This window comes from Blastococcus sp. VKM Ac-2987 (genome assembly GCF_026967805.1).
Lineage (GTDB): Bacteria > Actinomycetota > Actinomycetes > Mycobacteriales > Geodermatophilaceae > Blastococcus.
Window position 1 is genome coordinate 766,190 of record NZ_JAPVBG010000002.1, and the last position, 20,739, is coordinate 786,928.

The 20,739-nt window shown below is 71.3% G+C and carries 16 protein-coding genes and 4 tRNA genes; 17 read left to right on the top strand and 3 right to left on the bottom strand.

Going from position 1 to position 20,739, the window contains the following annotated elements; all coding sequences use genetic code 11:
• Positions 1–809, top strand: an 809-nt coding sequence (locus O2W17_RS12570; protein ID WP_269192776.1) for a collagen-like protein, incomplete at its 5' end; no start/stop codon positions are given.
• 66 nt (positions 810–875) lie between these two features.
• Here O2W17_RS12570 and O2W17_RS12575 read toward each other — a convergent pair.
• Entirely contained in the window at positions 876–1,367 is a 492-nt protein-coding gene (locus O2W17_RS12575) for a YajQ family cyclic di-GMP-binding protein (RefSeq protein ID WP_269192777.1), read from the bottom strand.
• A gap of 104 nt (positions 1,368–1,471) precedes the next feature.
• Between O2W17_RS12575 and O2W17_RS12580 the strand changes: the two genes are divergently transcribed.
• Positions 1,472–1,553, top strand: a tRNA-Tyr gene (locus O2W17_RS12580).
• Between the two features lie 60 nt (positions 1,554–1,613).
• On the opposite strand, the gene O2W17_RS12585 is transcribed toward O2W17_RS12580, so the two are convergent.
• Positions 1,614–2,045: a pilus assembly protein TadG-related protein gene (locus tag O2W17_RS12585; RefSeq protein WP_269192778.1), complete on the bottom strand. Its 432-nt coding sequence runs from the start codon at positions 2,043–2,045 to the stop codon at positions 1,614–1,616.
• Between the two features lie 672 nt (positions 2,046–2,717).
• Here O2W17_RS12585 and O2W17_RS12590 point away from each other — a divergent pair.
• The 6 genes from O2W17_RS12590 (at position 2,718) to O2W17_RS12615 (ending at position 6,689) form a co-directional block, all read left to right on the top strand.
• Entirely contained in the window at positions 2,718–5,216 is a 2,499-nt protein-coding gene (locus O2W17_RS12590; protein ID WP_269192779.1) for a putative bifunctional diguanylate cyclase/phosphodiesterase, read from the top strand.
• Between the two features lie 96 nt (positions 5,217–5,312).
• A tRNA-Thr gene (locus O2W17_RS12595) sits at positions 5,313–5,385 on the top strand.
• A 56-nt stretch (positions 5,386–5,441) separates the two neighbouring features.
• Positions 5,442–5,515: transfer RNA gene (locus tag O2W17_RS12600), tRNA-Met, on the top strand.
• A gap of 104 nt (positions 5,516–5,619) precedes the next feature.
• Entirely contained in the window at positions 5,620–5,784 is a 165-nt protein-coding gene (rpmG, locus tag O2W17_RS12605; RefSeq protein ID WP_014378026.1) for a 50S ribosomal protein L33, read from the top strand.
• 33 nt (positions 5,785–5,817) lie between these two features.
• Positions 5,818–6,276, top strand: coding sequence for an FAS1-like dehydratase domain-containing protein (locus O2W17_RS12610; protein WP_269192780.1), 459 nt, complete (start codon positions 5,818–5,820; stop codon positions 6,274–6,276).
• Positions 6,273–6,689, top strand: coding sequence for a MaoC family dehydratase (locus tag O2W17_RS12615; protein WP_269192781.1), 417 nt, complete (start codon positions 6,273–6,275; stop codon positions 6,687–6,689). Before O2W17_RS12610 ends, O2W17_RS12615 begins: the two co-directional genes overlap by 4 nt.
• Before the next feature lie 61 nt (positions 6,690–6,750).
• Here the strand turns inward: O2W17_RS12615 and O2W17_RS12620 are convergent, their stop codons facing one another.
• Positions 6,751–8,007, bottom strand: coding sequence for a pyridoxal phosphate-dependent aminotransferase (locus O2W17_RS12620; protein WP_269192782.1), 1,257 nt, complete (start codon positions 8,005–8,007; stop codon positions 6,751–6,753).
• A gap of 227 nt (positions 8,008–8,234) precedes the next feature.
• On the opposite strand from O2W17_RS12620, the gene O2W17_RS12625 reads away from it, so the two are divergent.
• The 9 genes from O2W17_RS12625 (at position 8,235) to O2W17_RS12665 (ending at position 20,694) form a co-directional block, all read left to right on the top strand.
• Positions 8,235–8,310 (top strand) — tRNA-Trp (locus O2W17_RS12625).
• A gap of 70 nt (positions 8,311–8,380) precedes the next feature.
• Positions 8,381–8,917: a preprotein translocase subunit SecE gene (gene secE, locus O2W17_RS12630; RefSeq protein WP_269192783.1), complete on the top strand. Its 537-nt coding sequence runs from the start codon at positions 8,381–8,383 to the stop codon at positions 8,915–8,917.
• Between the two features lie 122 nt (positions 8,918–9,039).
• Positions 9,040–9,927 (top strand): transcription termination/antitermination protein NusG, encoded by an 888-nt coding sequence (gene nusG / locus O2W17_RS12635; protein ID WP_269192784.1) that lies wholly within the window; start codon positions 9,040–9,042, stop codon positions 9,925–9,927.
• A 44-nt stretch (positions 9,928–9,971) separates the two neighbouring features.
• Positions 9,972–10,403 carry a 50S ribosomal protein L11 gene (rplK, locus tag O2W17_RS12640; protein ID WP_269192785.1) on the top strand — a complete coding sequence of 144 codons (432 nt, stop codon included), beginning with the start codon at positions 9,972–9,974 and terminating at the stop codon, positions 10,401–10,403.
• Between the two features lie 95 nt (positions 10,404–10,498).
• A complete protein-coding gene (gene rplA, locus O2W17_RS12645) occupies positions 10,499–11,218 on the top strand; it encodes a 50S ribosomal protein L1 (RefSeq protein ID WP_269192786.1) in 720 nt (239 codons plus the stop codon).
• A gap of 402 nt (positions 11,219–11,620) precedes the next feature.
• Positions 11,621–12,226 (top strand): 50S ribosomal protein L10, encoded by a 606-nt coding sequence (gene rplJ / locus O2W17_RS12650; protein WP_269192787.1) that lies wholly within the window; start codon positions 11,621–11,623, stop codon positions 12,224–12,226.
• A gap of 17 nt (positions 12,227–12,243) precedes the next feature.
• Positions 12,244–12,636 carry a 50S ribosomal protein L7/L12 gene (gene rplL / locus O2W17_RS12655; RefSeq protein WP_269192788.1) on the top strand — a complete coding sequence of 131 codons (393 nt, stop codon included), beginning with the start codon at positions 12,244–12,246 and terminating at the stop codon, positions 12,634–12,636.
• A 552-nt stretch (positions 12,637–13,188) separates the two neighbouring features.
• Entirely contained in the window at positions 13,189–16,695 is a 3,507-nt protein-coding gene (gene rpoB / locus O2W17_RS12660) for a DNA-directed RNA polymerase subunit beta (protein WP_269192789.1), read from the top strand.
• A gap of 93 nt (positions 16,696–16,788) precedes the next feature.
• Positions 16,789–20,694: a DNA-directed RNA polymerase subunit beta' gene (locus tag O2W17_RS12665; RefSeq protein ID WP_269192790.1), complete on the top strand. Its 3,906-nt coding sequence runs from the start codon at positions 16,789–16,791 to the stop codon at positions 20,692–20,694.
• Positions 20,695–20,739 lie beyond the last annotated feature (45 nt).

The window sequence follows — 20,739 nt, forward strand, 5'->3', positions numbered from 1 at the left end:
GCCCCGCCGGCGAGCGCGGCGACAAGGGCGAGAAGGGCGAGGTCGGCCCCGCCGGCGAGCGCGGCGACAAGGGCGAGAAGGGCGAGGTCGGCCCCGCCGGCGAGCGCGGCGACAAGGGCGAGCAGGGGCCGATCGGTCCCCGCGGCGAGGCCGGCGTCCAGGGCGAGATCGGTGCGCAGGGTCCGGAGGGGGAGACCGGCCCGCAGGGCGAGCAGGGTCTGCCCGGCTCCACCGGTCGTCCCGGTGAGCAGGGCGAGCAGGGTGCTGCCGGCGAGACCGGGGCGCGCGGCGAGACCGGCCTGCTCGGTGCGGCCGGTGAGCAGGGCGAGCAGGGTCCCCGCGGTGAGCAGGGACTCCTGGGCGCCCAGGGTCCGCGCGGGGTCATCGGCGAGACCGGCGACCAGGGCGAGAAGGGCCTGCGCGGCGTGCAGGGCCTGCCCGGCTCCCGGGGCGAGCAGGGCGCGGCAGGTGTCCTCGGCCTGCAGGGCGCACAGGGGGAGCAGGGTCGGTCCGGGCCGGTGGGCCCCGTCGGTCTGCCCGGCGTGCAGGGTCCCCAGGGCCCGGCGGGTCCGGCCTGGCTGCACCAGCCCAGCCCCGCTGAGCTGGTCGCCAAGGTCCGGCGGGCGGCGCTGGACGTCACGCCGCGCACCGTGCTCGACCCGCGGGTGGGCGTGCGCTACGTGGCGACGCTCACCTCGCGCCTGATCAAGCTGCAGGGTGGGCTGCTCCTGCGCGCCGTCGTCGACACCGACGGTGCGGCGAACGAGCGGTCCGCTGACCGCGGGTCGAACGTGCGCTCCATCGCCTGACCGGCGCAACACCACCGAGGGCCGCCTCGTCCTGCCACGGCAGGACGAGGCGGCCCTCCGCGTGGATCAGCGGTAGTTGTCGAACTGCAGGGCGACGTCGAGGTCGGCCCCGCGCAGCAGCTGCTGCACCGCCTGCAGGTCGTCGCGCTTCTTGCCGCTCACCCGCAGCTGGTCGCCCTGGATCTGCGCCTGGACCCCCTTGGGGCCCTCGTCGCGGATCAGCTTGGCGATCTTCTTGGCGGTGTCGGACTCGATGCCCTGCTTGATCGTCGCGCCGATCTTGTAGCTCTTGCCGGAGGACTGCGGCTCGCCGGCGTCGAGCACCTTGAGCGAGATGTTCCGCTTGATCAGCTTCTCCTTGAACACCTCGAGCGCCGCGGCGACCCGCTCCTCCGTGTCGGCCTGCAGGGTGACGCCATCCTCCCCGGCCCAGGCGATGGTGGCGTTCGTGCCGCGGAAGTCGAAGCGCTGCGAGAGTTCCTTGCCCGCCTGGTTGAGGGCGTTGTCGACCTCCTGGCGGTCGACCTTGCTCACGACGTCGAAGGATGCGTCGGCCATGTCGTTCCTCTCCGTGCGGGACGGGGCCGCTGCAGCGGCCCGTCGGTGGGGACCCGTCACGTGCCGGGCCCGCGTCTTGTTACTCTCTCCCGCGTACCAATCGCGGCGGGTTGCCCGAGTGGCCAATGGGAGCGGACTGTAAATCCGTCGGCTTAGCCTACGAAGGTTCGAATCCTTCACCCGCCACACCCGGTACGACGGCCCCCGACCACCAGGTCGGGGGCCGTCGCCGTTCCCGGGGTGGGATCAGGGCAGCGTGGGCGCCCGGGCGCTCGAGACGGCCGTCCGCTCGAGCTGCTGACCGCCCAGGAAGAGCCAGCCGAAGGCGATGTCGACGTGGCGGGTGCACCGCACGGTCACCTCCGCGCCGTCGGTCTCGGCTGCCCAGCTGTCCAGCTGCACCCCGCCGTCGGCCAGCTGGTCGGCCACCGCGGCTTGCGCCGCGGCACGGGTGAGCGGCAGCTCCGTGCCGACCCCCCGCGCGTAGACGACGGCCTCGTCGGCCTGGTTCGCCGCGGCGAGGGCGGCGCTGTCGCACACCGACTGGACCCTCTGCTGCTCCAGGAAGGCGTCGGAGGCGGCGATGGCGCCCAGGGTCATCAGGGCGGCGACCAGCCAGCACACCAGGACGAAGGGCAGCGTCGACCCGCGCTCGCGGTCGTCCTGGGCGGGGCGCACGCGCGGCAGCCTAGGCACCCGGGGCCGGTCGTCCACCAGCTGTGGACACGAACTGTGGACGCTGTGGACGGCGGTTCACCCATCCGACGCACACGCCGGTGACCCCTGTGGACGACGGCGGCGGCGGACCCGGGACGGCGGTCCGCCGCCCCGTTCCGGCGCCGGGGAGTATCGCCCCTCGCCCGCGGCGCCGCCCGGCGCGCCGACTCACGGACCGTGTGATCAAAGTGGCGGTTGGTCACGACATGACGGCGGACGCGGCGTGTCATCACCGACATGCTTGTCGCTAATGGTGACGGGAAGGAGTGTCTCACGCGCGGTCCGTATTCGACGACGCTCTGCCCCCGCGCGTAGATGGCTGCCGCTCAGCCAATCAATCGTGCCCAGAGGGAGACGCCATGAACAGCACCGTGCAGCGCAATGTCCAGGCAAGCCGCGGCGTCAAGTGGACGCGTGGCGTCAAGTGGACGCGTCGGTCGGCCTGACCGCCCCTCCCGCCCGTCCCGGGGGCGGCCGTTCCGCGGAGCGGCCACCCCCGAGGGTTCCCTGGACGTGAACGGCACGTTCCGGCACGGGACCGACTGACCCTTCCGGGGCGGATGGGGCTGGTGGTGAAGGAAGTCGCTGTTAGCCTTCGCCCGCCCATCGACCCGGGAGAGAGCGCGGTTGCACGTGCCTGAGCAGGACATCAGCGAGCCTCGGCGGCCGCGCCCTGCGCGCAGCCCGTGGACGGTCGCGCTGCTGGGTCTGTCGGTCGCCTGCCCGGTCGGGGTCCTGCTGCTGCTCGCCGATCAGCCGTTGCGAGTCTCGGCGCCGGTGCTCCTCGCAGTGCTCTTCACCGCGGTGGCCGCGGAGTGGGTCAATGTCCACGTCGAGTTCCGCCGGCAGAGCTTCCACAGCTCGGCGAGCGAGGTGGCGTTCGTCATCGCGCTGCTCGAGGTGGGTGGCGCATGGACCGCTGCCACCCGGGCGGCTGCCGTGGCGGTCGTACTCCTGGCCCAGCGGCTCCCCGCGGCGAAGGTTGCCTTCAACACCGCGGTCGCGGTGCTGGAGGCCGGGGTCGCCACCGCCATCCTGACGCTCCTGCCGACCGGTGCTCTCGCCGCGCCGTCGACCTGGCTGTCCTGCCTGCTTGCCGTGTTCGCCGCGAACGTGGTGGGTGCGGGCCTCGTCGCCGGGGCGATCACCTTCACCCAGGGGTACCCCGGCCGCGCGATCTGGACCAGCCTGTTCGTCCCGGTCGTCGTGGTCCAGCCGGTCGCGGTCACGATCGGGCTGGTCGTCCTCCTGCTGCTGCACACCACGCTGTGGTCGTGGCTGCTGGTCGTGCCCATGGCCGTGGCGCTCGTGCTGGTCTACCGCCGGTTCGCCGCGGTCACCCGCGAGAGCCACTCGCTCGAGCGGGTCTACGAGTTCGCCCGCCGGGTGGAGGAGATCGAGCCCGACGAGGCCGGCACCCGGCAGATCGTCCAGGCCGTGCGCGAGCTGCTCAACGCCGAGCGGGTCGCGCTCTGGCTGCCGCCCTACCTCGACGAGGGGCCCCGGCTCGTCGTGGCCACCGAGGACGGCGCCGACTGGTACGACGGGCCCGGTGACTCCGACGACCTGGTGCGGCGCCGCGCGGTCGCCTCCACCGGCGGGGCGATCCGGGTCTCGGTGGGCCGCGCCGACGGGCCCGAGACCGCCGCCCTGGCCCGCCGGGGCGTGTCCGAGCTGCTCGGCGCGCCGGTGACCACGGCCGCCGGCGAACCGGGCTACCTCGAGGTCTGCGACCGCCGCAGCGACATCGTGTCCTTCGGCCGCAGCGAGCGCGGCGCGCTGGACTCCATGCTCACCCACGTCAACGCCGCGATCCGGCAGCAGCAGCTGCTGACGCGCATCCGCTACGACGCCGACCACGACCGGCTCACCGGCCTGCCCAACCGGCAGCGGCTCGCCGACGAGGTCAGCCGGCTGGTGTCGCCCGGCGGTGGCGGGGAGGCGGGGTTGATCCTCGCCTCCCTCGGCACCTACGCCGACGTCACCGACACCCTCGGCCACGCGGCCAGCGACGAACTGCTGCTGGTCACCGCCGGCCTGCTGCGCGAGCACGCCCCGCCCCGGGCGCTGCTGGCCCGCATGGAGCGCGAGCAGTTCGCGGTGCTGCTGCCCGGCCTCTCCCTCGCGGCCACCGAGCAGGCCGCGCGGCGCCTGCGGGAGGGCGCGGCCACCCGTGTCCGGGTGGCCGGGCTCGACCTCGAGGTGTCGCTGACCATCGGCGTCGCCGCCGCCCCGGTGCACGGGACCGACGCCGGGACGCTCATGCAGCGGGCCGACGTCGCCCTGCTGGCGGCGGGGAGCTCCGGCGGTGTGGCGAGCTACCACCCGGTGCTCGACCAGCAGAGCCTCCGCCGGCTGCAGCTGGGCACCGAGCTGGAGCAGGCCATGGCCGACGGCCAGATCGGGGTCGTCTACCAGCCGGTCATCGACGCCCACACCTCCGACATCGTGTCGGTGGAGACGCTGGTCCGCTGGACCCACCCGCGGTACGGGGCCATCCCGCCCGAGGACGTCACCGACCACGTCCTCGACCTCGCGCTCGCACGCTGCCGGCGTTGGCTGGACCAGGGCATCTCGCTGTCGGTCGCGGTCAACGTCTCCGCCCGCTCGCTGAGCGAGCCGGACCTCGTCGAGCGGGTCCGGGGCGCCCTGGCGCGGCACCAGGTGCCCGGGGAGCTGCTCGTCCTGGAGCTCACCGAGAGCAGCGTCGTCGACGACTCGGTGCGCGAGAGCGCGGTCCTGGAGGACCTCCACGCCCTCGGTCTCCGGCTGTCGATGGACGACTTCGGCACCGGCTACTCGTCGCTGTCGCAGCTGCGGCAGCTGCCCATCGACGAGGTCAAGATCGACAAGTCCTTCGTGCTCACGATGGCCACCAGCCAGGGGGAGTCGTTCATCGCCCGCTCGATCATCGAGCTGGCGCACAACCTGGGCCTGTGCGTCGTGGCGGAGGGCGTCGAGGACGAGATGACCCGCAACCAGCTGATGGCCATGGGCTGCGACAAGCTGCAGGGGTTCCTGATCAGCCGCCCGCTGCCGGAGGACCGGCTGGAGAAGTGGCTGCTCGCGCGCACGGGCGTGCGGTCGGCCGCGCCGGGCGCCACCCACCGTCGTCTGTTCGTCCGGACCTGACTGCTAGAGTTTTCCCCGCACGGTTCGGAAGGGACCTGCGCCCCGGCGCAGACCCGGTCAGCACGGCCAGGTACAGTCTCCGAGGCTCCGAGCAACGCCCCTTTAGCTCAGTCGGCAGAGCGTCTCCATGGTAAGGAGAAGGTCTACGGTTCGATTCCGTAAAGGGGCTCTGGCAGTAACCCGACCTACCGGTCCTGTCGCGAGACCGGCCCGCGAGGTCATCCCGGCGGTGTAGCTCAGCCTGGTAGAGCAAGCGGCTCATAATCGCTGTGTCACCGGTTCAAGTCCGGTCACCGCTACTCACGACGGACCCCGCCCCGGGGTCCGTCGCCGTGTCGGCCCCGTGCCGGCCCGGCAGCAGGGCCCGACCCGCGGCCCTGTCCCACAAGGCTAGGAGAACTCCATGGCAGCCACCGACGTCCGTCCGAAGATCACCCTGGCTTGCCAGGAGTGCAAGAACCGCAACTACATCACCCGCAAGAACCGGCGGAACGACCCCGACCGGCTCGAGCTGAAGAAGTACTGCCCGCGCGAGCGCAAGCACACGCTGCACCGCGAGACCCGCTGACCGCGGTCCGCGACTGAGCAGGAGGGCGGGAGCATGACGCTGGACCGAGGACTGGTCGGGCGCAGCTACCCGCCCTCTGCCGTCCACGAGGTCGGCCGGGTGGTGCTCGCCGAGTTCGCCGCCGCGGTCGGTGTCACCGATCCGGTGCACCTGGACCCGGAGGTCGCCCGTGCCGCCGGCCACCCCGACGTCATCGCGCCCCCGACGTACGCCGTCGTCGTGTCGCTGGGCGCGGCCAACGTCGTCCTGGACGACCCGGACGTCTCCCTGGACTACAGCCGGGTGGTCCACGGCGAGCAGCGGTTCGCCCACCACCGGCCCATCCGCGCCGGTGACCGGCTGGTCGCCACCACCAGCATCGAGGCGGTGCGCAGCGTCGGGGGCAACGACCTGCTGACCACGCGGGTCGAGCTGACCACCGAGGACGGCGAGGCCGTCTGCACGGCGACGACGATGCTCGTCGCCCGGGGAGCGGACGGGGGAGCGGCATGAGCCGGCCGGAGATCGCCGTCGGCACCGAGCTGCCGGACCGGACCTTCCCGGTGACCCGCGCCGACCTGGTGCGCTACGCGGGCGCCTCCAAGGACTTCAACCCCATCCACTGGAGCGACCGGGTGGCCACGGCCGTCGGGCTGCCCGGGGTGATCGCGCACGGCATGCTCACCATGGCGCTGGCCGCCCGCGCCGTCACCGAGTGGACCGGCGACCCGGCGGCGCTCGTCGAGTACCAGGTGCGCTTCGGCCGTCCCGTCGTCGTGCCCGACGACGACGCCGGTGCCGAGGTCGTGGTCCGCGGCCGGGTCGCTTCCGTGGGGGACGACGGCCGCGCCCGGATCGACCTGACCGTCACCAGCTCCGGTGAGAAGGTCCTCTCGCTCGCCCGCGCGGTCGTCCGCATCCCATGACCCGGCACCGAGGCCGGCCCCGTCCTCCTCGCACGCCGCGCGAGGAGGACGGGGCCGGTGCTCAGCCCGCCTGACCGAGCAGGCGCTGCATGCGGGTGACGCCCTCGACGAGGTCGTCGTCACCGAGCGCGTAGGACATGCGGACGTAGCCCGGGGTGCCGAAGGCCTCGCCGGGGACGACGGCCACCTCGGCCTCCTCGAGGATGAGCTCGGCCAGCTCCACGCTGGTCTGCGCGGTCCGCCCGGCGATCGGCCGGCCCAGCAGCCCCTTCACCGACGGGTAGACGTAGAACGCGCCCTGCGGCTCGGGGCAGGCGATGCCGGGGATGTCCCGCAGCATCGACACGATCGTCTGCCGCCGCCGGTCGAAGGCCTCGCGCATGGTGGCCACCGCGGAGAGGTCACCGTTCAGCGCCGCGACGGCCGCGGCCTGCGAGACGTTGGCGACGTTCGACGTCGCGTGCGACTGGAGGTTGGTCGCGGCCTTCACCACGTCGGCCGGGCCGACGATCCAGCCGACCCGCCACCCGGTCATCGCGTAGGTCTTCGCGACCCCGTTGACGACCACGCATCGGTCGGCCAGCTCCGGGACGACCACCGGCATGGACGGCGCGGTCGCGCCGCCGTAGGTCAGGTGCTCGTAGATCTCGTCGGTGAGCACCCACAGACCGTGCTCGACGGCCCAGCGGCCGATCTCCTCGACCTGCTCGAGGGGGTAGACCGCGCCCGTCGGGTTGGACGGCGAGCAGAACAGCAGCACCTTGGTGCGCGGGGTGCGGGCGGCCTCCAGCTGGGCGGCAGACACCAGGTACCCGCTCTGCTCGTCGGCGATCACGGGCACCGGGACGCCGCCGGCCAGGCGGATCGCCTCCGGGTAGGTGGTCCAGTACGGGGCGGGCAGCAGGACCTCGTCCCCCGGGTCGAGCATGGTGGCCAGCGCCTCGTAGACCGCCTGCTTGCCGCCGTTGGTCACCAGGACCTGCGCGGGCGTGACCTGGAGGCCCGAGTCGCGCGCGGTCTTGGCGACGATCGCCTCCTTGAGCGCCGGCAGCCCGCCCGCGGGGGTGTAGCGGTGCATGGCCGGGGTGCGGGCCGCGGTGATGGCCGCCTCGACCACGTAGTCGGGCGTCGGGAAGTCGGGTTCACCGGCACCGAAGCCGATCACCGGCTTCCCGGCGGCCTTGAGCGCCTTCGCCTTGGCGTCCACGGCCAGGGTCGCGGACTCGGTGATCGCGCCGATGCGGCGGGACACGCGCCGCTCGGTGGGCGGCAGCGGGGTCGTGGGGGCGGCGGACTCCGAGGAGGAGGCGGCGGTCATGGGACCATCGTGTCAAAGACCACCCTCCGCGCGCGGGCCCCGGTCACGGCTCCGGCGCCGAACCACCCCCGGGGTGCGCCCCGGCCGGGAGGTTGGCTCCCGGCGGAACCGGTCCCGTACACTTGCGGCTCTGGGGCAGCTGACCCCGTCACCGGCGTGCCCCGGATCTCCTCCCGAGGTCGGGTGCCGTCATGGCGAGGACGCCGTTCCGGGCCCACCCAGGGCACAGGGGTGTAGCTCAATTGGCAGAGCAGCGGTCTCCAAAACCGCAGGCTGCAGGTTCAAGTCCTGTCACCCCTGCCAGCAGGACACGAAGACCACCGACCGACGGCCCTCGCGCGAGCGGCCACCACGACGAGGCGAGCGAGGCGCAGTGAGCGACGAGAAGCCGGACCGCGAGGACGACGCTCGCGCCGCCTCCGACGCCGAGCTCACCGACGAGCAGCTCGACCGCGAGGCCCCGGGGGTCGACGACGCGTCCGCGCTCGAGGCCGCCGAGGACCAGATCGCCGGTGAGGCGGAGTCCGAGGAGGACAAGGTCGTCGCCGGCACCGGTGACCGGCACGGCCGCCGTCGGGGCCGGATCACCGCCGAGGGTGACGAGGACGACGAGCCGGCTGCCGGCACGGGCCGGGCCGGGCGATCGGCCACCGCGGCCGGCCGGGACGGCGCCGGGACCCGCTCGCGGGCCGCGGCGGAGCGGGCCCGCGCCGAGGAGATGCAGCCCCGCCGCTCGCTCGCGCGGTTCCTGCGCGAGGTCGTCGCCGAGTTGCGCAAGGTCATCTGGCCGGGCCGCCGCGAGCTGATCACCTACACCACCGTGGTGATCATCTTCGTGGCCTTCATCGTCGCGCTCGTCGCCGGCCTCGACCTCCTCTTCGCGCAGGGCGTGATCGCCGTCTTCGGCTGACCGTCGTCCCGCGCCTGCACACCCCCTGACAAGGAAGAGACCCCCGTGATCGAGCTTGCGAGATCACCGATGAGCGCAGCACCGTCGGTCACGACGCCGACGAGCGCCAGCGAGGAGAAGCAGTGACCGACCCCCGCGAGCCCTTCGAGACCGACAGTGCGGTCGAAGGCACCGACCTGGACGACGCCCGATTCGACGAGCGCGGCACCGCCGACGTCGAGACCGGCGCCGGCGAGACCGGTTCCGCCGAGGGTTCCAGCGACACCGCCGACCTCGACACCGACACCGCCGTCTCCGACGTGGCGCCGGAGATCGAGACCGGGAACCCGGACACCCTCGTCAGCGACCCGCTGGCCGCGGCGGCCCCCGACTCCGACGTCGAGCCGGAGGAGGACGAGGACCCCGCCGAGGCGATGAAGAAGGCGCTGCGGATCGCTCCGGGCGACTGGTACGTCGTGCACTCCTACGCGGGCTACGAGAACAAGGTGAAGACCAACCTCGAGGCGCGCATCCAGTCGCTGGACGTCGAGGACTACATCTACCAGATCGAGGTGCCCACCGAGGAGGTCACCGAGATCAAGAACGGCAAGCGCTCGCAGGTCAACCGCAAGGTGCTGCCGGGCTACCTGCTGGTCCGCATGGAGCTCAACGACGAGTCGTGGGGAGCGGTCCGCAACACCCCCGGTGTCACCGGCTTCGTGGGGGCCACCTCGAAGCCCTCGCCGCTGACCCTCGACGAGGTCGTCAAGATCCTGGTGCCCGCCACCGCGCCGCAGGCGCCCCGGGCCACCGAGGCCGCCGCGTCGACCGGCGGTGCCCCGGCCGCCCCGGCCGCCGTCGTCGACTTCGAGGTGGGCGAGTCGATCACCGTCATGGACGGTCCGTTCGCGACGCTGCCCGCCACCATCAACGAGATCAACGCCGAGCAGCAGAAGCTGCAGGTGCTGGTGTCCATCTTCGGCCGCGAGACCCCCGTCGAGCTGTCGTTCAGCCAGGTCCAGAAGATCTGACCCGGTAACCCGTACGAGCTGTTCAGTCCCAGAAGAAGGAAGTCATGCCCCCCAGGAAGCGGTTGACCGCGGTCATCAAGCTCCAGATCAAGGCCGGTGCGGCCACCCCCGCGCCGCCCGTGGGTCCGGCGCTCGGCCAGCACGGCGTCAACATCATGGAGTTCTGCAAGGCCTACAACGCGGCGACCGAGTCGCAGCGCGGCGACGTCGTCCCGGTCGAGATCTCGGTCTTCGAGGACCGGACCTTCACGTTCGTCACCAAGACCCCGCCGGCCGCGCGCATGCTGCTCAAGGCCGCCGGTGTCGAGAAGGGCTCGGGCGAGCCGCACAAGACCAAGGTCGCCACGGTCACCCGTGACCAGGTGCGCGAGATCGCCCAGACCAAGATGGTCGACCTCAACGCCAACGACCTCGAGCAGGCCGAGAAGATCATCGCCGGCACCGCGCGGTCGATGGGCATCACGGTCCAGGGCTGACCAGCCCGCACCCGCACCACCCAGCACCTGTGGGAGGGCCCCGCCAGGCCCGGACACCACATGACCGGGGCATCCGCCCCCGGAGAGGAATCCCCATGGCGAAGCACGGCAAGAAGTTCCGCGCCGCGGCCGACAAGGTCGACCGCGACACCCTGTACAGCCCGCTCCAGGCCGCCACGCTGGCCAAGGAGACGTCGACGACCGCCTACGACGCCACCGTCGAGGTCGCCATGCGCCTGGGCGTCGACCCGCGCAAGGCCGACCAGATGGTCCGCGGCACGGTCAACCTGCCCCACGGCACCGGCAAGACCGCCCGCGTCATCGTGTTCGCGACCGGCGACAAGGCGGCCGAGGCCGAGGCGGCCGGCGCCGACGTCGTGGGCTCCGAGGACCTGATCGAGCGGATCCAGGGCGGTTTCCTGGACTTCGACGCGGCGATCGCGACCCCTGACCAGATGGCGAAGGTCGGCCGCATCGCCCGCATCCTCGGCCCCCGCGGCCTGATGCCGAACCCGAAGACCGGCACCGTGACCCCCGACGTCACCAAGGCGGTCAACGACATCAAGGGCGGGAAGATCAACTTCCGCGTCGACAAGCAGGCCAACCTGCACCTGGTCATCGGCAAGACGTCGTTCGACCAGGCCAAGCTGGTCGAGAACTACGCCGCCGCCCTCGACGAGGTCCTCCGGGCCAAGCCCTCCTCGGCCAAGGGCCGGTACGTCAAGAAGGTCACCATCTCCACCACGATGGGCCCGGGCATCCCGGTCGACCCGAACCGCACCCGCAACCTCACGGTGGACGAGCCCAGCGCCTGAGCGACAGCCCCGGGAGCATCGCAGCGAGCAACGAGCGAGGCGCGGACCGGGGCGCGTAGCCACACCATGGGCACTGCCTGAGCGACGTGCTCCGAGGGCCCCGCAGCGCACCGCGCTGCGGGGCCCTCGCACGTCCGGCCGGGGTGCCTCCCGGGCACGTGCCGACATGGCGTACCCTTGTCGACGTTCCCCCCAAGACCGCTGGTCGTCGCACGTCCACGTGCGATCGAAGGTCCGCAGATGTCGGACGACCCGCGCAGGAGGACGGTTCGAGAGCAGGGCGCCCACGTGCGCCCGCCCTTCGCCCCGTGCGCCTGCGCCGGGGCGTCTCGTGTCTCCGGGGCGTCGATCGCCCGTCGTCGTGCAGCGTCCAGTGGTCGCCCGACAGACGAGAGGAGGCCCATGCCCACGCAGGCGAAGGCCGCGGTGATCGACGAGATCACCGAGCGGTTCCAGTCGTCCAGCGCAGCGGTGCTCACCGAGTACCGCGGGCTGACCGTGGCCCAGCTGACCCAGCTGCGCCGATCCCTCGGTGAGGGCAGCAGCTACGCCGTCGTCAAGAACACCCTGACGAAGCGGGCCGCGAACCAGGTCGGTCACTCCGACCTGGCCCCGCTGCTCAACGGCCCCACCGCGATCGCCTTCATCGAGGGCGACGTCGTCGAGGCCGCCAAGGCCATCCGCGACTTCGCGCGCGCCAACCCGCTGCTCGTCGTCAAGGGTGGTGTCGTCGAGGGCCGCACCGTCAGCCCCGCCGAGGTCACCGCCCTGGCCGACGTCGAGCCGCGCGAGGTGCTGCTGGCCAAGCTGGCCGGCGCGATGAAGGGCAACCTGACCAAGGCTGCCGGGCTGTTCCAGGCCCCGCTGTCGCAGGTCGCCCGCCTGGCCGAGGCGCTCAAGGAGAAGAAGCCCGCCGAGGGTGCCGACTCCACCGCCGACGCCGCTGCTGCCGACACCACGACCGATACCGCTGACACCGCTGCCGCCGACGCGGCCAGCGACGACTGATCCCAGAAGGAGACACCATGGCCAAGCTTTCCAGCACCGAGCTGCTCGACGCCTTCAAGGAGATGACCCTCCTCGAGCTGTCCGACTTCGTGAAGCAGTTCGAGGAGACGTTCGACGTCACCGCGGCTGCCCCGGTCGCCGTCGCGGCCGCCCCGGCCGCCGGTGGCGGCGGCGGTGGCGACGAGGCCGCTGCCGAGCAGGACGAGTTCGACGTCGTCCTCGAGGCTGCCGGCGACAAGAAGATCCAGGTCATCAAGGAGGTGCGCGGCCTGACGTCCCTCGGCCTCAAGGAGGCCAAGGACCTGGTCGACAACGCGCCGAAGCCCGTCCTGGAGAAGGTCGCCAAGGACGCCGCGGAGAAGGCCAAGGCCGCCCTCGAGGGCGCCGGCGCCACCGTCACCGTCAAGTGACCCCCCACCCGGCGGTCCCGACCGCCGGGTACGTCACGGCGACGTGACGCCTCCCCCGGCCCGGCCGGGGAGCGCTTCACCTCGTACAGGGGCCGTCCTCCACCAGGAGGGCGGCCCCTGTCGCACGTCCGGGTGCGGCCGGCGGGTGATGCGCCGGTGAGCCGGCGCTGCCCGCCACGGGCGGGGCGCGGCTCCCCTGCCGCCCCGGCGTGGCGGTCCCGCCGGGGCGGGGCGGCGTGCATCATGGTGGTGGCGCACGCCCCGCCGGCCGGTCGCGGTCCTCGTCCAGGGTTGTGGTGCCGGTCGCACCGGTACCCCCCGCGTGGACATCGCGCAACACCAGGGGTAGGGTCTCCTGTTGCGCTGCCCTCTGACTGCCTGCCCGCCGAGACGGGTCACGACGGGTGCCCGGGAATCCTCCTGGCGTCGCCCGCGCTGACCGTCGTAGCGGGCGATCGCGGCCGTCGCGGACAGCCTCGCCATTACCGACGACGACCCAGGACGACCCGCACCCACCGCCCGCACGTCGTGAGGTCCTTGGAAGGACGCATCTTGGCAGGCTCTCGCCCCACCAGCATCACCCCCGGCACCACCGAGTCGGGTAGCACCCAGACCACCCCGGTTCCACAGGACGGCCCCCGCACCGGCGAGGCCGACCAGCAGAAGATCCCCGGCGCGCCGCTGCGCGTCTCCTTCGCCAAGATCTCCGAGCCGCTCGAGGTCCCGGATCTGCTCGCCCTGCAGACCGCGTCCTTCGACTGGCTGGTCGGCAGCCCCGAGTGGCGGGCCACGCTCTCGCCCGAGGAGCAGGCCGAGGCCGTCGGCGGCCTGGCCGAGATCCTCGAGGAGATCTCCCCGATCGAGGACTTCAGCGGCTCGATGTCGCTGTCCTTCTCCAACCCGCGCTTCGAGGACGTCAAGGCGTCCCTCGAGGAGTGCAAGGACAAGGACATGACCTACGCGGCGCCGCTGTTCGTCACCGCCGAGTTCATGAACAACACCACCGGCGAGATCAAGAGCCAGACGGTGTTCATGGGCGACTTCCCGATCATGACGAACAAGGGCACGTTCGTCATCAACGGGACCGAGCGCGTCGTCGTCTCCCAGCTGGTCCGCAGCCCGGGCGTCTACTTCGACAAGACCCTGGACAAGACGTCGGACAAGGACGTCTTCTCCGCCAAGGTCATCCCCAGCCGCGGTGCGTGGCTGGAGTTCGACGTCGACAAGCGCGACACCGTGGGCGTCCGCATCGACCGCAAGCGCCGCCAGCCCGTCACCGTGCTGCTCAAGGCGCTCGGCTGGGGCGAGGACCGCATCCGCGAGCACTTCCAGTGGTCGCCCACGGTCCTGGCCACGCTCGAGAAGGACCACATCGCCGGCCAGGACGAGGCGCTGCTCGACATCTACCGCAAGCTGCGGCCGGGCGAGCCGCCGACGCGCGAGTCGGCGCAGGCGCTGCTGGAGAACCTGTTCTTCAACCCCAAGCGCTACGACCTGGCGAAGGTCGGCCGGTACAAGGTCAACAAGAAGCTGGGCGTCGCGGTGCCGCAGGGCACCTCCACGCTGACCGAGGACGACATCGTCGCCACCATCGAGTACGTCGTGCGCCTCCACGCCGGCGAGCCCGAGCACGGCACCGACGACATCGACCACTTCGGCAACCGCCGCCTGCGCACCGTCGGCGAGCTGATCCAGAACCAGATCCGGGTCGGCCTCTCCCGCATGGAGCGCGTGGTCCGCGAGCGGATGACGACCCAGGACGTCGAGGCGATCACGCCGCAGACCCTGATCAACATCCGGCCGGTCGTCGCCTCCATCAAGGAGTTCTTCGGCACCAGCCAGCTGTCCCAGTTCATGGACCAGACCAACCCGCTCGCGGGCCTGACCCACAAGCGCCGCCTGTCGGCGCTGGGTCCGGGTGGTCTGAGCCGTGAGCGGGCCGGCATGGAGGTCCGCGACGTCCACCCGAGCCACTACGGCCGCATGTGCCCGATCGAGACGCCGGAAGGCCCGAACATCGGCCTGATCGGCTCGCTGTCCTCGTTCGGCCGGGTGAACGCGTTCGGCTTCATCGAGACGCCGTACCGCAAGGTCGAGAACGGTCAGGTCACCACCCAGATCGACTACCTGACCGCCGACGAGGAGGACCGCTTCGTCGTCGCGCAGGCGAACTCGCCGCTCGACGCGCAGGGCCGCCTCGCCGAGGAGCGCGTCCTGGTCCGCACCAAGGGCGGTGAGGTCGACTACCTCGCCCCCGAGAACGTGGACTACATGGACGTCTCGCCGCGGCAGATGACCTCGGTCGCCACCGCGATGATCCCGTTCCTCGAGCACGACGACGCGAACCGCGCGCTCATGGGCGCCAACATGCAGCGTCAGGCGGTGCCGTTGCTGCGCAGCGAGGCCCCGCTGGTCGGCACCGGCATGGAGCTGCGTGCCGCCGTCGACGCCGGCGACGTCGTCGTGGCGGAGAAGGCCGGTGTCGTCGAGGACTCCACCGCCGACTACGTCACGGTCATGGCCGACGACGGGACCCGGCAGACCTACCGGCTGCTGAAGTTCCGCCGCTCGAACCAGGGGACCTCGATCAACCAGACCCCCGTCGTCGACGAGGGCCAGCGCGTCGAGGCCGGCCAGGTCATCGCCGACGGTCCCTGCACCGACGAGGGCGAGATGGCGCTGGGCAAGAACCTGCTCGTCGCCTTCATGCCGTGGGAGGGCCACAACTACGAGGACGCGATCATCCTGTCGCAGCGCCTCGTGCAGGACGACGTCCTGTCCTCGATCCACATCGAGGAGTTCGAGGTCGACGCCCGCGACACCAAGCTCGGTGCCGAGGAGATCACCCGGGACATCCCGAACGTCTCCGAGGACGTGCTGGCCGACCTGGACGAGCGCGGCATCATCCGCATCGGTGCCGAGGTCGTCCCCGGCGACATCCTCGTCGGCAAGGTCACGCCCAAGGGCGAGACCGAGCTGACCCCCGAGGAGCGGCTGCTGCGGGCGATCTTCGGCGAGAAGGCCCGCGAGGTGCGCGACACGTCGCTGAAGGTCAAGCACGGTGAGTCCGGCAAGGTCATCGGCGTCCGCGTGTTCTCGCGCGAGGACGGCGACGAGCTGCCCGCCGGCGTCAACGAGCTGATCCGGGTCTACGTCGCCCAGATGCGCAAGATCTCCGACGGCGACAAGCTCGCCGGGCGCCACGGCAACAAGGGCGTCATCTCGAAGATCCTGCCGCAGGAGGACATGCCGTTCCTCGAGGACGGCACCCCGGTGGACATCGTCCTGAACCCGCTCGGCGTGCCCGGCCGGATGAACGTCGGGCAGGTGCTGGAGACCCACCTCGGGTGGGTCGCCAAGCAGGGCTGGCAGGTCGACGGGGACCCGGACTGGGCGAAGAACCTGCCCGAGAAGGCGAAGGCCGCGGGCCCGGGCACCCGGACCGCGACCCCGGTGTTCGACGGCGCCAAGGAGGACGAGATCGTCGGCCTGCTGGGCTCGACGATCCCGAACCGCGACGGCGACCGGATGGTCAAGGAGACCGGCAAGGCGCGGCTGTTCGACGGCCGGTCGGGGGAGCCCTTCCCCGAGCCGATCTCGGTGGGCTACGTCTACATCCTGAAGCTGCTGCACCTGGTCGACGACAAGATCCACGCCCGCTCGACCGGCCCGTACTCGATGATCACGCAGCAGCCGCTGGGTGGCAAGGCGCAGTTCGGTGGCCAGCGCTTCGGCGAGATGGAGTGCTGGGCGATGCAGGCCTACGGCGCGGCCTACGCGCTGCAGGAGCTGCTCACCATCAAGTCCGACGACATCCTCGGCCGCGTCAAGGTCTACGAGGCCATCGTCAAGGGCGAGAACATCCCCGAGCCGGGCATCCCGGAGTCGTTCAAGGTGCTGCTCAAGGAGCTCCAGTCGCTCTGCCTCAACGTGGAGGTCCTCTCCAGCGACGGCAACGCGATCGAGCTGCGCGACACCGACGACGAGGTCTTCCGGGCCGCGGAGGAGCTGGGCATCGACCTGTCCCGCCGCGAGCCGTCGTCCGTCGAAGACGTCTGACCGGTAGCCGGCCGGCCCTGAGCGATCGGGGCCGGCCGGCCACCACCTCCAAGCCATAGAAGCGAAGCACTAGCCCCTGAAAGGGGTCACACCTTGCTCGACGTCAACTTCTTCGACGAGCTCCGCATCGGGCTGGCCACCGGCGACGACATCCGCCAGTGGAGCCACGGTGAGGTGAAGAAGCCCGAGACCATCAACTACCGGACCCTCCGTCCGGAGAAGGACGGTCTCTTCTGCGAGAAGATCTTCGGTCCCACCCGGGACTGGGAGTGCTACTGCGGTAAGTACAAGCGCGTCCGGTTCAAGGGCATCATCTGCGAGCGCTGCGGCGTCGAGGTGACCCGGGCCAAGGTCCGCCGCGAGCGGATGGGCCACATCGAGCTGGCCGCGCCGGTCACGCACATCTGGTTCTTCAAGGGCGTCCCCTCGCGCCTGGGCTACCTGCTCGACCTGGCGCCCAAGGACCTCGAGAAGATCATCTACTTCGCGGCCTACATGATCACCTCGGTCGACGACGAGGCGCGCCACCGCGACCTCCCGACCATCGAGGCCGAGATCAGCGCGGAGAAGTCCAACCTCGAGGGCCAGCGCGACGCGAACGTCGAGGCGCGCCAGCAGAAGCTCGAGGCCGACCTGGCCGAGCTGGAGGCGGAGGGCGCCAAGTCCGACGTCCGCCGCAAGGTGCGCGAGGGCGGCGAGCGCGAGATGCGCCAGCTGCGGGACCGCTCCCAGCGGGAGATCGACCGCCTCGACGAGGTGATGGACACCTTCCGCAAGCTCGAGGTCAAGCAGCTCATCGCCGACGAGGGCCTGTACCGCGAGCTGCGCGACCGCTTCGGCGAGTACTTCGAGGGCGGCATGGGTGCCGCGGCGCTGCAGAAGCTGCTCTCCGGCTTCGACCTCGACGCCGAGGCCGCCTCGCTGCGCGAGACCATCCGCAGCGGCAAGGGCCAGCGCAAGCTGCGGGCCCTCAAGCGGCTGAAGGTCGTCGCGGCGTTCCAGCAGACCCGCAACTCGCCCATGGGCATGGTGCTGGACTGCGTCCCGGTCATCCCGCCGGACCTGCGCCCGATGGTGCAGCTCGACGGTGGCCGCTTCGCGACCAGCGACATGAACGACCTGTACCGCCGCGTGATCAACCGGAACAACCGGCTGAAGCGCCTGCTGGACCTCGGCGCCCCCGAGATCATCGTGAACAACGAGAAGCGGATGCTCCAGGAGTCCGTGGACGCGCTGTTCGACAACGGTCGTCGCGGTCGGCCGGTCACCGGCCCGGGCAACCGGCCCCTGAAGTCCCTGAGCGACCTGCTCAAGGGCAAGCAGGGCCGGTTCCGCCAGAACCTGCTCGGCAAGCGCGTCGACTACTCCGGCCGCTCTGTCATCGTCGTCGGCCCGCAGCTGAAGCTGCACCAGTGCGGCCTGCCCAAGCAGATGGCGCTGGAGCTGTTCAAGCCCTTCGTCATGAAGCGGCTGGTCGACCTCAACCACGCGCAGAACATCAAGTCCGCCAAGCGGATGGTCGAGCGCGCGCGCCCCGTCGTCTGGGACGTGCTGGAAGAGGTCATCACCGAGCACCCGGTGCTGCTCAACCGCGCGCCGACGCTGCACCGCCTGGGCATCCAGGCCTTCGAGCCGCAGCTGGTCGAGGGCAAGGCCATCCAGATCCACCCGCTCGTCTGCACCGCGTTCAACGCGGACTTCGACGGTGACCAGATGGCGGTGCACCTGCCGCTGTCGGCCGAGGCGCAGGCCGAGGCCCGGATCCTGATGCTGTCCAGCAACAACATCCTCAGCCCGGCCGACGGTCGCCCGATCACCGCGCCGACGCAGGACATGGTGCTGGGCCTGTACCACCTCACGACCCTGGTGGCCTCGCCGCTGGAGGCCGACGGTGGTCAGCCGCGTGCCTTCTCCTCGGCGTCCGAGGCCGTCATGGCCTACGACAAGGGTGACCTGGCCCTGCAGGAGCGGGCCTGGATCCGCCTCGACGAGGTCTACGGCGTCGACAACGGCACGGTGAACGAGCCGTGGGAGCAGCCCGAGGACTGGACCCCGGGTGCCCCCGCGCTCGTGCAGACCAGCCTGGGCCGGGTGCTGTTCAACGAGGCCCTGCCCGAGGACTACCGCTTCGTCAACTACCAGGTGCCGAAGAAGGAGCTCGGGGCGATCGTCAACGACCTCGCCGAGCGCTACCCCAAGGTGCAGGTCGCGGCGACGCTGGACGCCCTCAAGTCGGCCGGGTTCCACTGGGCCACCCGCGCGGGCATCACGATCGCCATCGACGACGTCGTCACGCCGCCGTCGAAGCCGGCGATCATGGACCGGCACGAGGCCGAGGCCGCCAAGATCGAGCGCCAGTACGAGCGCGGCGTCATCACCGACGCCGAGCGTCGTGGCGAGCTGATCGAGATCTGGACCCGCGCGCGGGCCGAGGTCTCCCAGGCGATGGTGGACAACTTCCCGACCACCAACCCGGTCTGGGTCATGGTCAACTCGGGTGCCCGAGGCAACATGATGCAGATCAGCCAGATCGCCGGTATGCGCGGTCTGGTCGCCAACCCGAAGGGCGAGATCATCCCGCGGCCGATCAAGGCCAACTTCCGGGAGGGTCTGTCGGTGCTGGAGTACTTCATCTCCACGCACGGCGCCCGCAAGGGCCTGGCCGACACCGCCCTGCGGACCGCCGACTCCGGGTACCTCACCCGTCGTCTGGTGGACGTCTCGCAGGACGTCATCATCCGCGAGGAGGACTGCGGCACCGACCGCGGCGTGCTCATGCCGATCGGCACCGTCGTCGACGGGGTCGTCACGCGTGACGCCCACGTGGAGACCAGCGTCTACGCCCGCGCCCTGGCCGCCGACGTGGTGGCCGAGGACGGGACGGTCATCGCCCCGGCGAACGCCGACCTGGGTGACGTCCTGATCCAGACGCTGATCGACGCGCAGGTGTCCGAGGTCAAGGTCCGCTGCGTGCTCACCTGCGAGTCGCTGCTGGGCACCTGCGCCACCTGCTACGGCCGGTCGCTGGCGACCGGCAAGCTGGTGGACGTCGGCGAGGCGGTCGGCATCATCGCCGCCCAGTCGATCGGCGAGCCCGGCACCCAGCTGACGATGCGCACCTTCCACACCGGTGGCGTCGCTGGTGAGGACATCACCCACGGTCTGCCGCGTGTGGTGGAGCTCTTCGAGGCCCGCGTCCCCAAGGGCAAGGCCCCGATCGCCGAGCTGGCCGGCTCCGTCCGGATCGAGGACGGCGAGCAGTTCCGGAAGCTCACCATCACCCCGGACGACGGCTCCGACGAGGTCGTCTACGACAAGCTGTCGCGCCGGTCGCGGCTGCGGGTCGAGGACGGCGCCCACGTCGAGGTCGGCGAGCAGCTGACCGAGGGTGCGGTCGACCCGCACGAGGTGCTCCGGATCATGGGCCCCCGCGAGGTGCAGCTGCACCTGGTCCGCGAGGTCCAGGAGGTCTACCGCTCGCAGGGTGTGTCGATCCACGACAAGCACATCGAGGTGATCATCCGCCAGATGCTGAAGCGGGTGACCATCATCGACTCGGGGGCGACGGAGTTCCTGCCCGGTGCGCTGGTGGAGCGGACGATCTTCGAGACGGAGAACCGCCGCGTCGTCGCCGAGGGCGGCGAGCCCGCCTCGGCCCGTCCGGTGCTCATGGGCATCACCAAGGCCTCGCTCGCGACCGAGTCGTGGCTGTCCGCGGCCTCGTTCCAGGAGACGACCAAGGTGCTCACCGACGCCGCGATCCAGGGCAAGAGCGACAGCCTGCTCGGCCTCAAGGAGAACGTGATCATCGGAAAGCTGATCCCGGCGGGGACGGGCATCAGCCGCTACCGGAACATCACGGTCGAGCCGACCGAGGAGGCGCGGGCCGCCGTCTACACCATGGCCGGCTACGAGGACGGGCAGTACTACAGCCCGGACGTCTTCGGTCAGGGCACCGGCGAGGCCGTCCGCCTCGAGGAGTACGACTGGCGGGGCTGATCCCCGGTAGGTGACGAAAGGGCCCCGCGGACCGTCAGGTCCGCG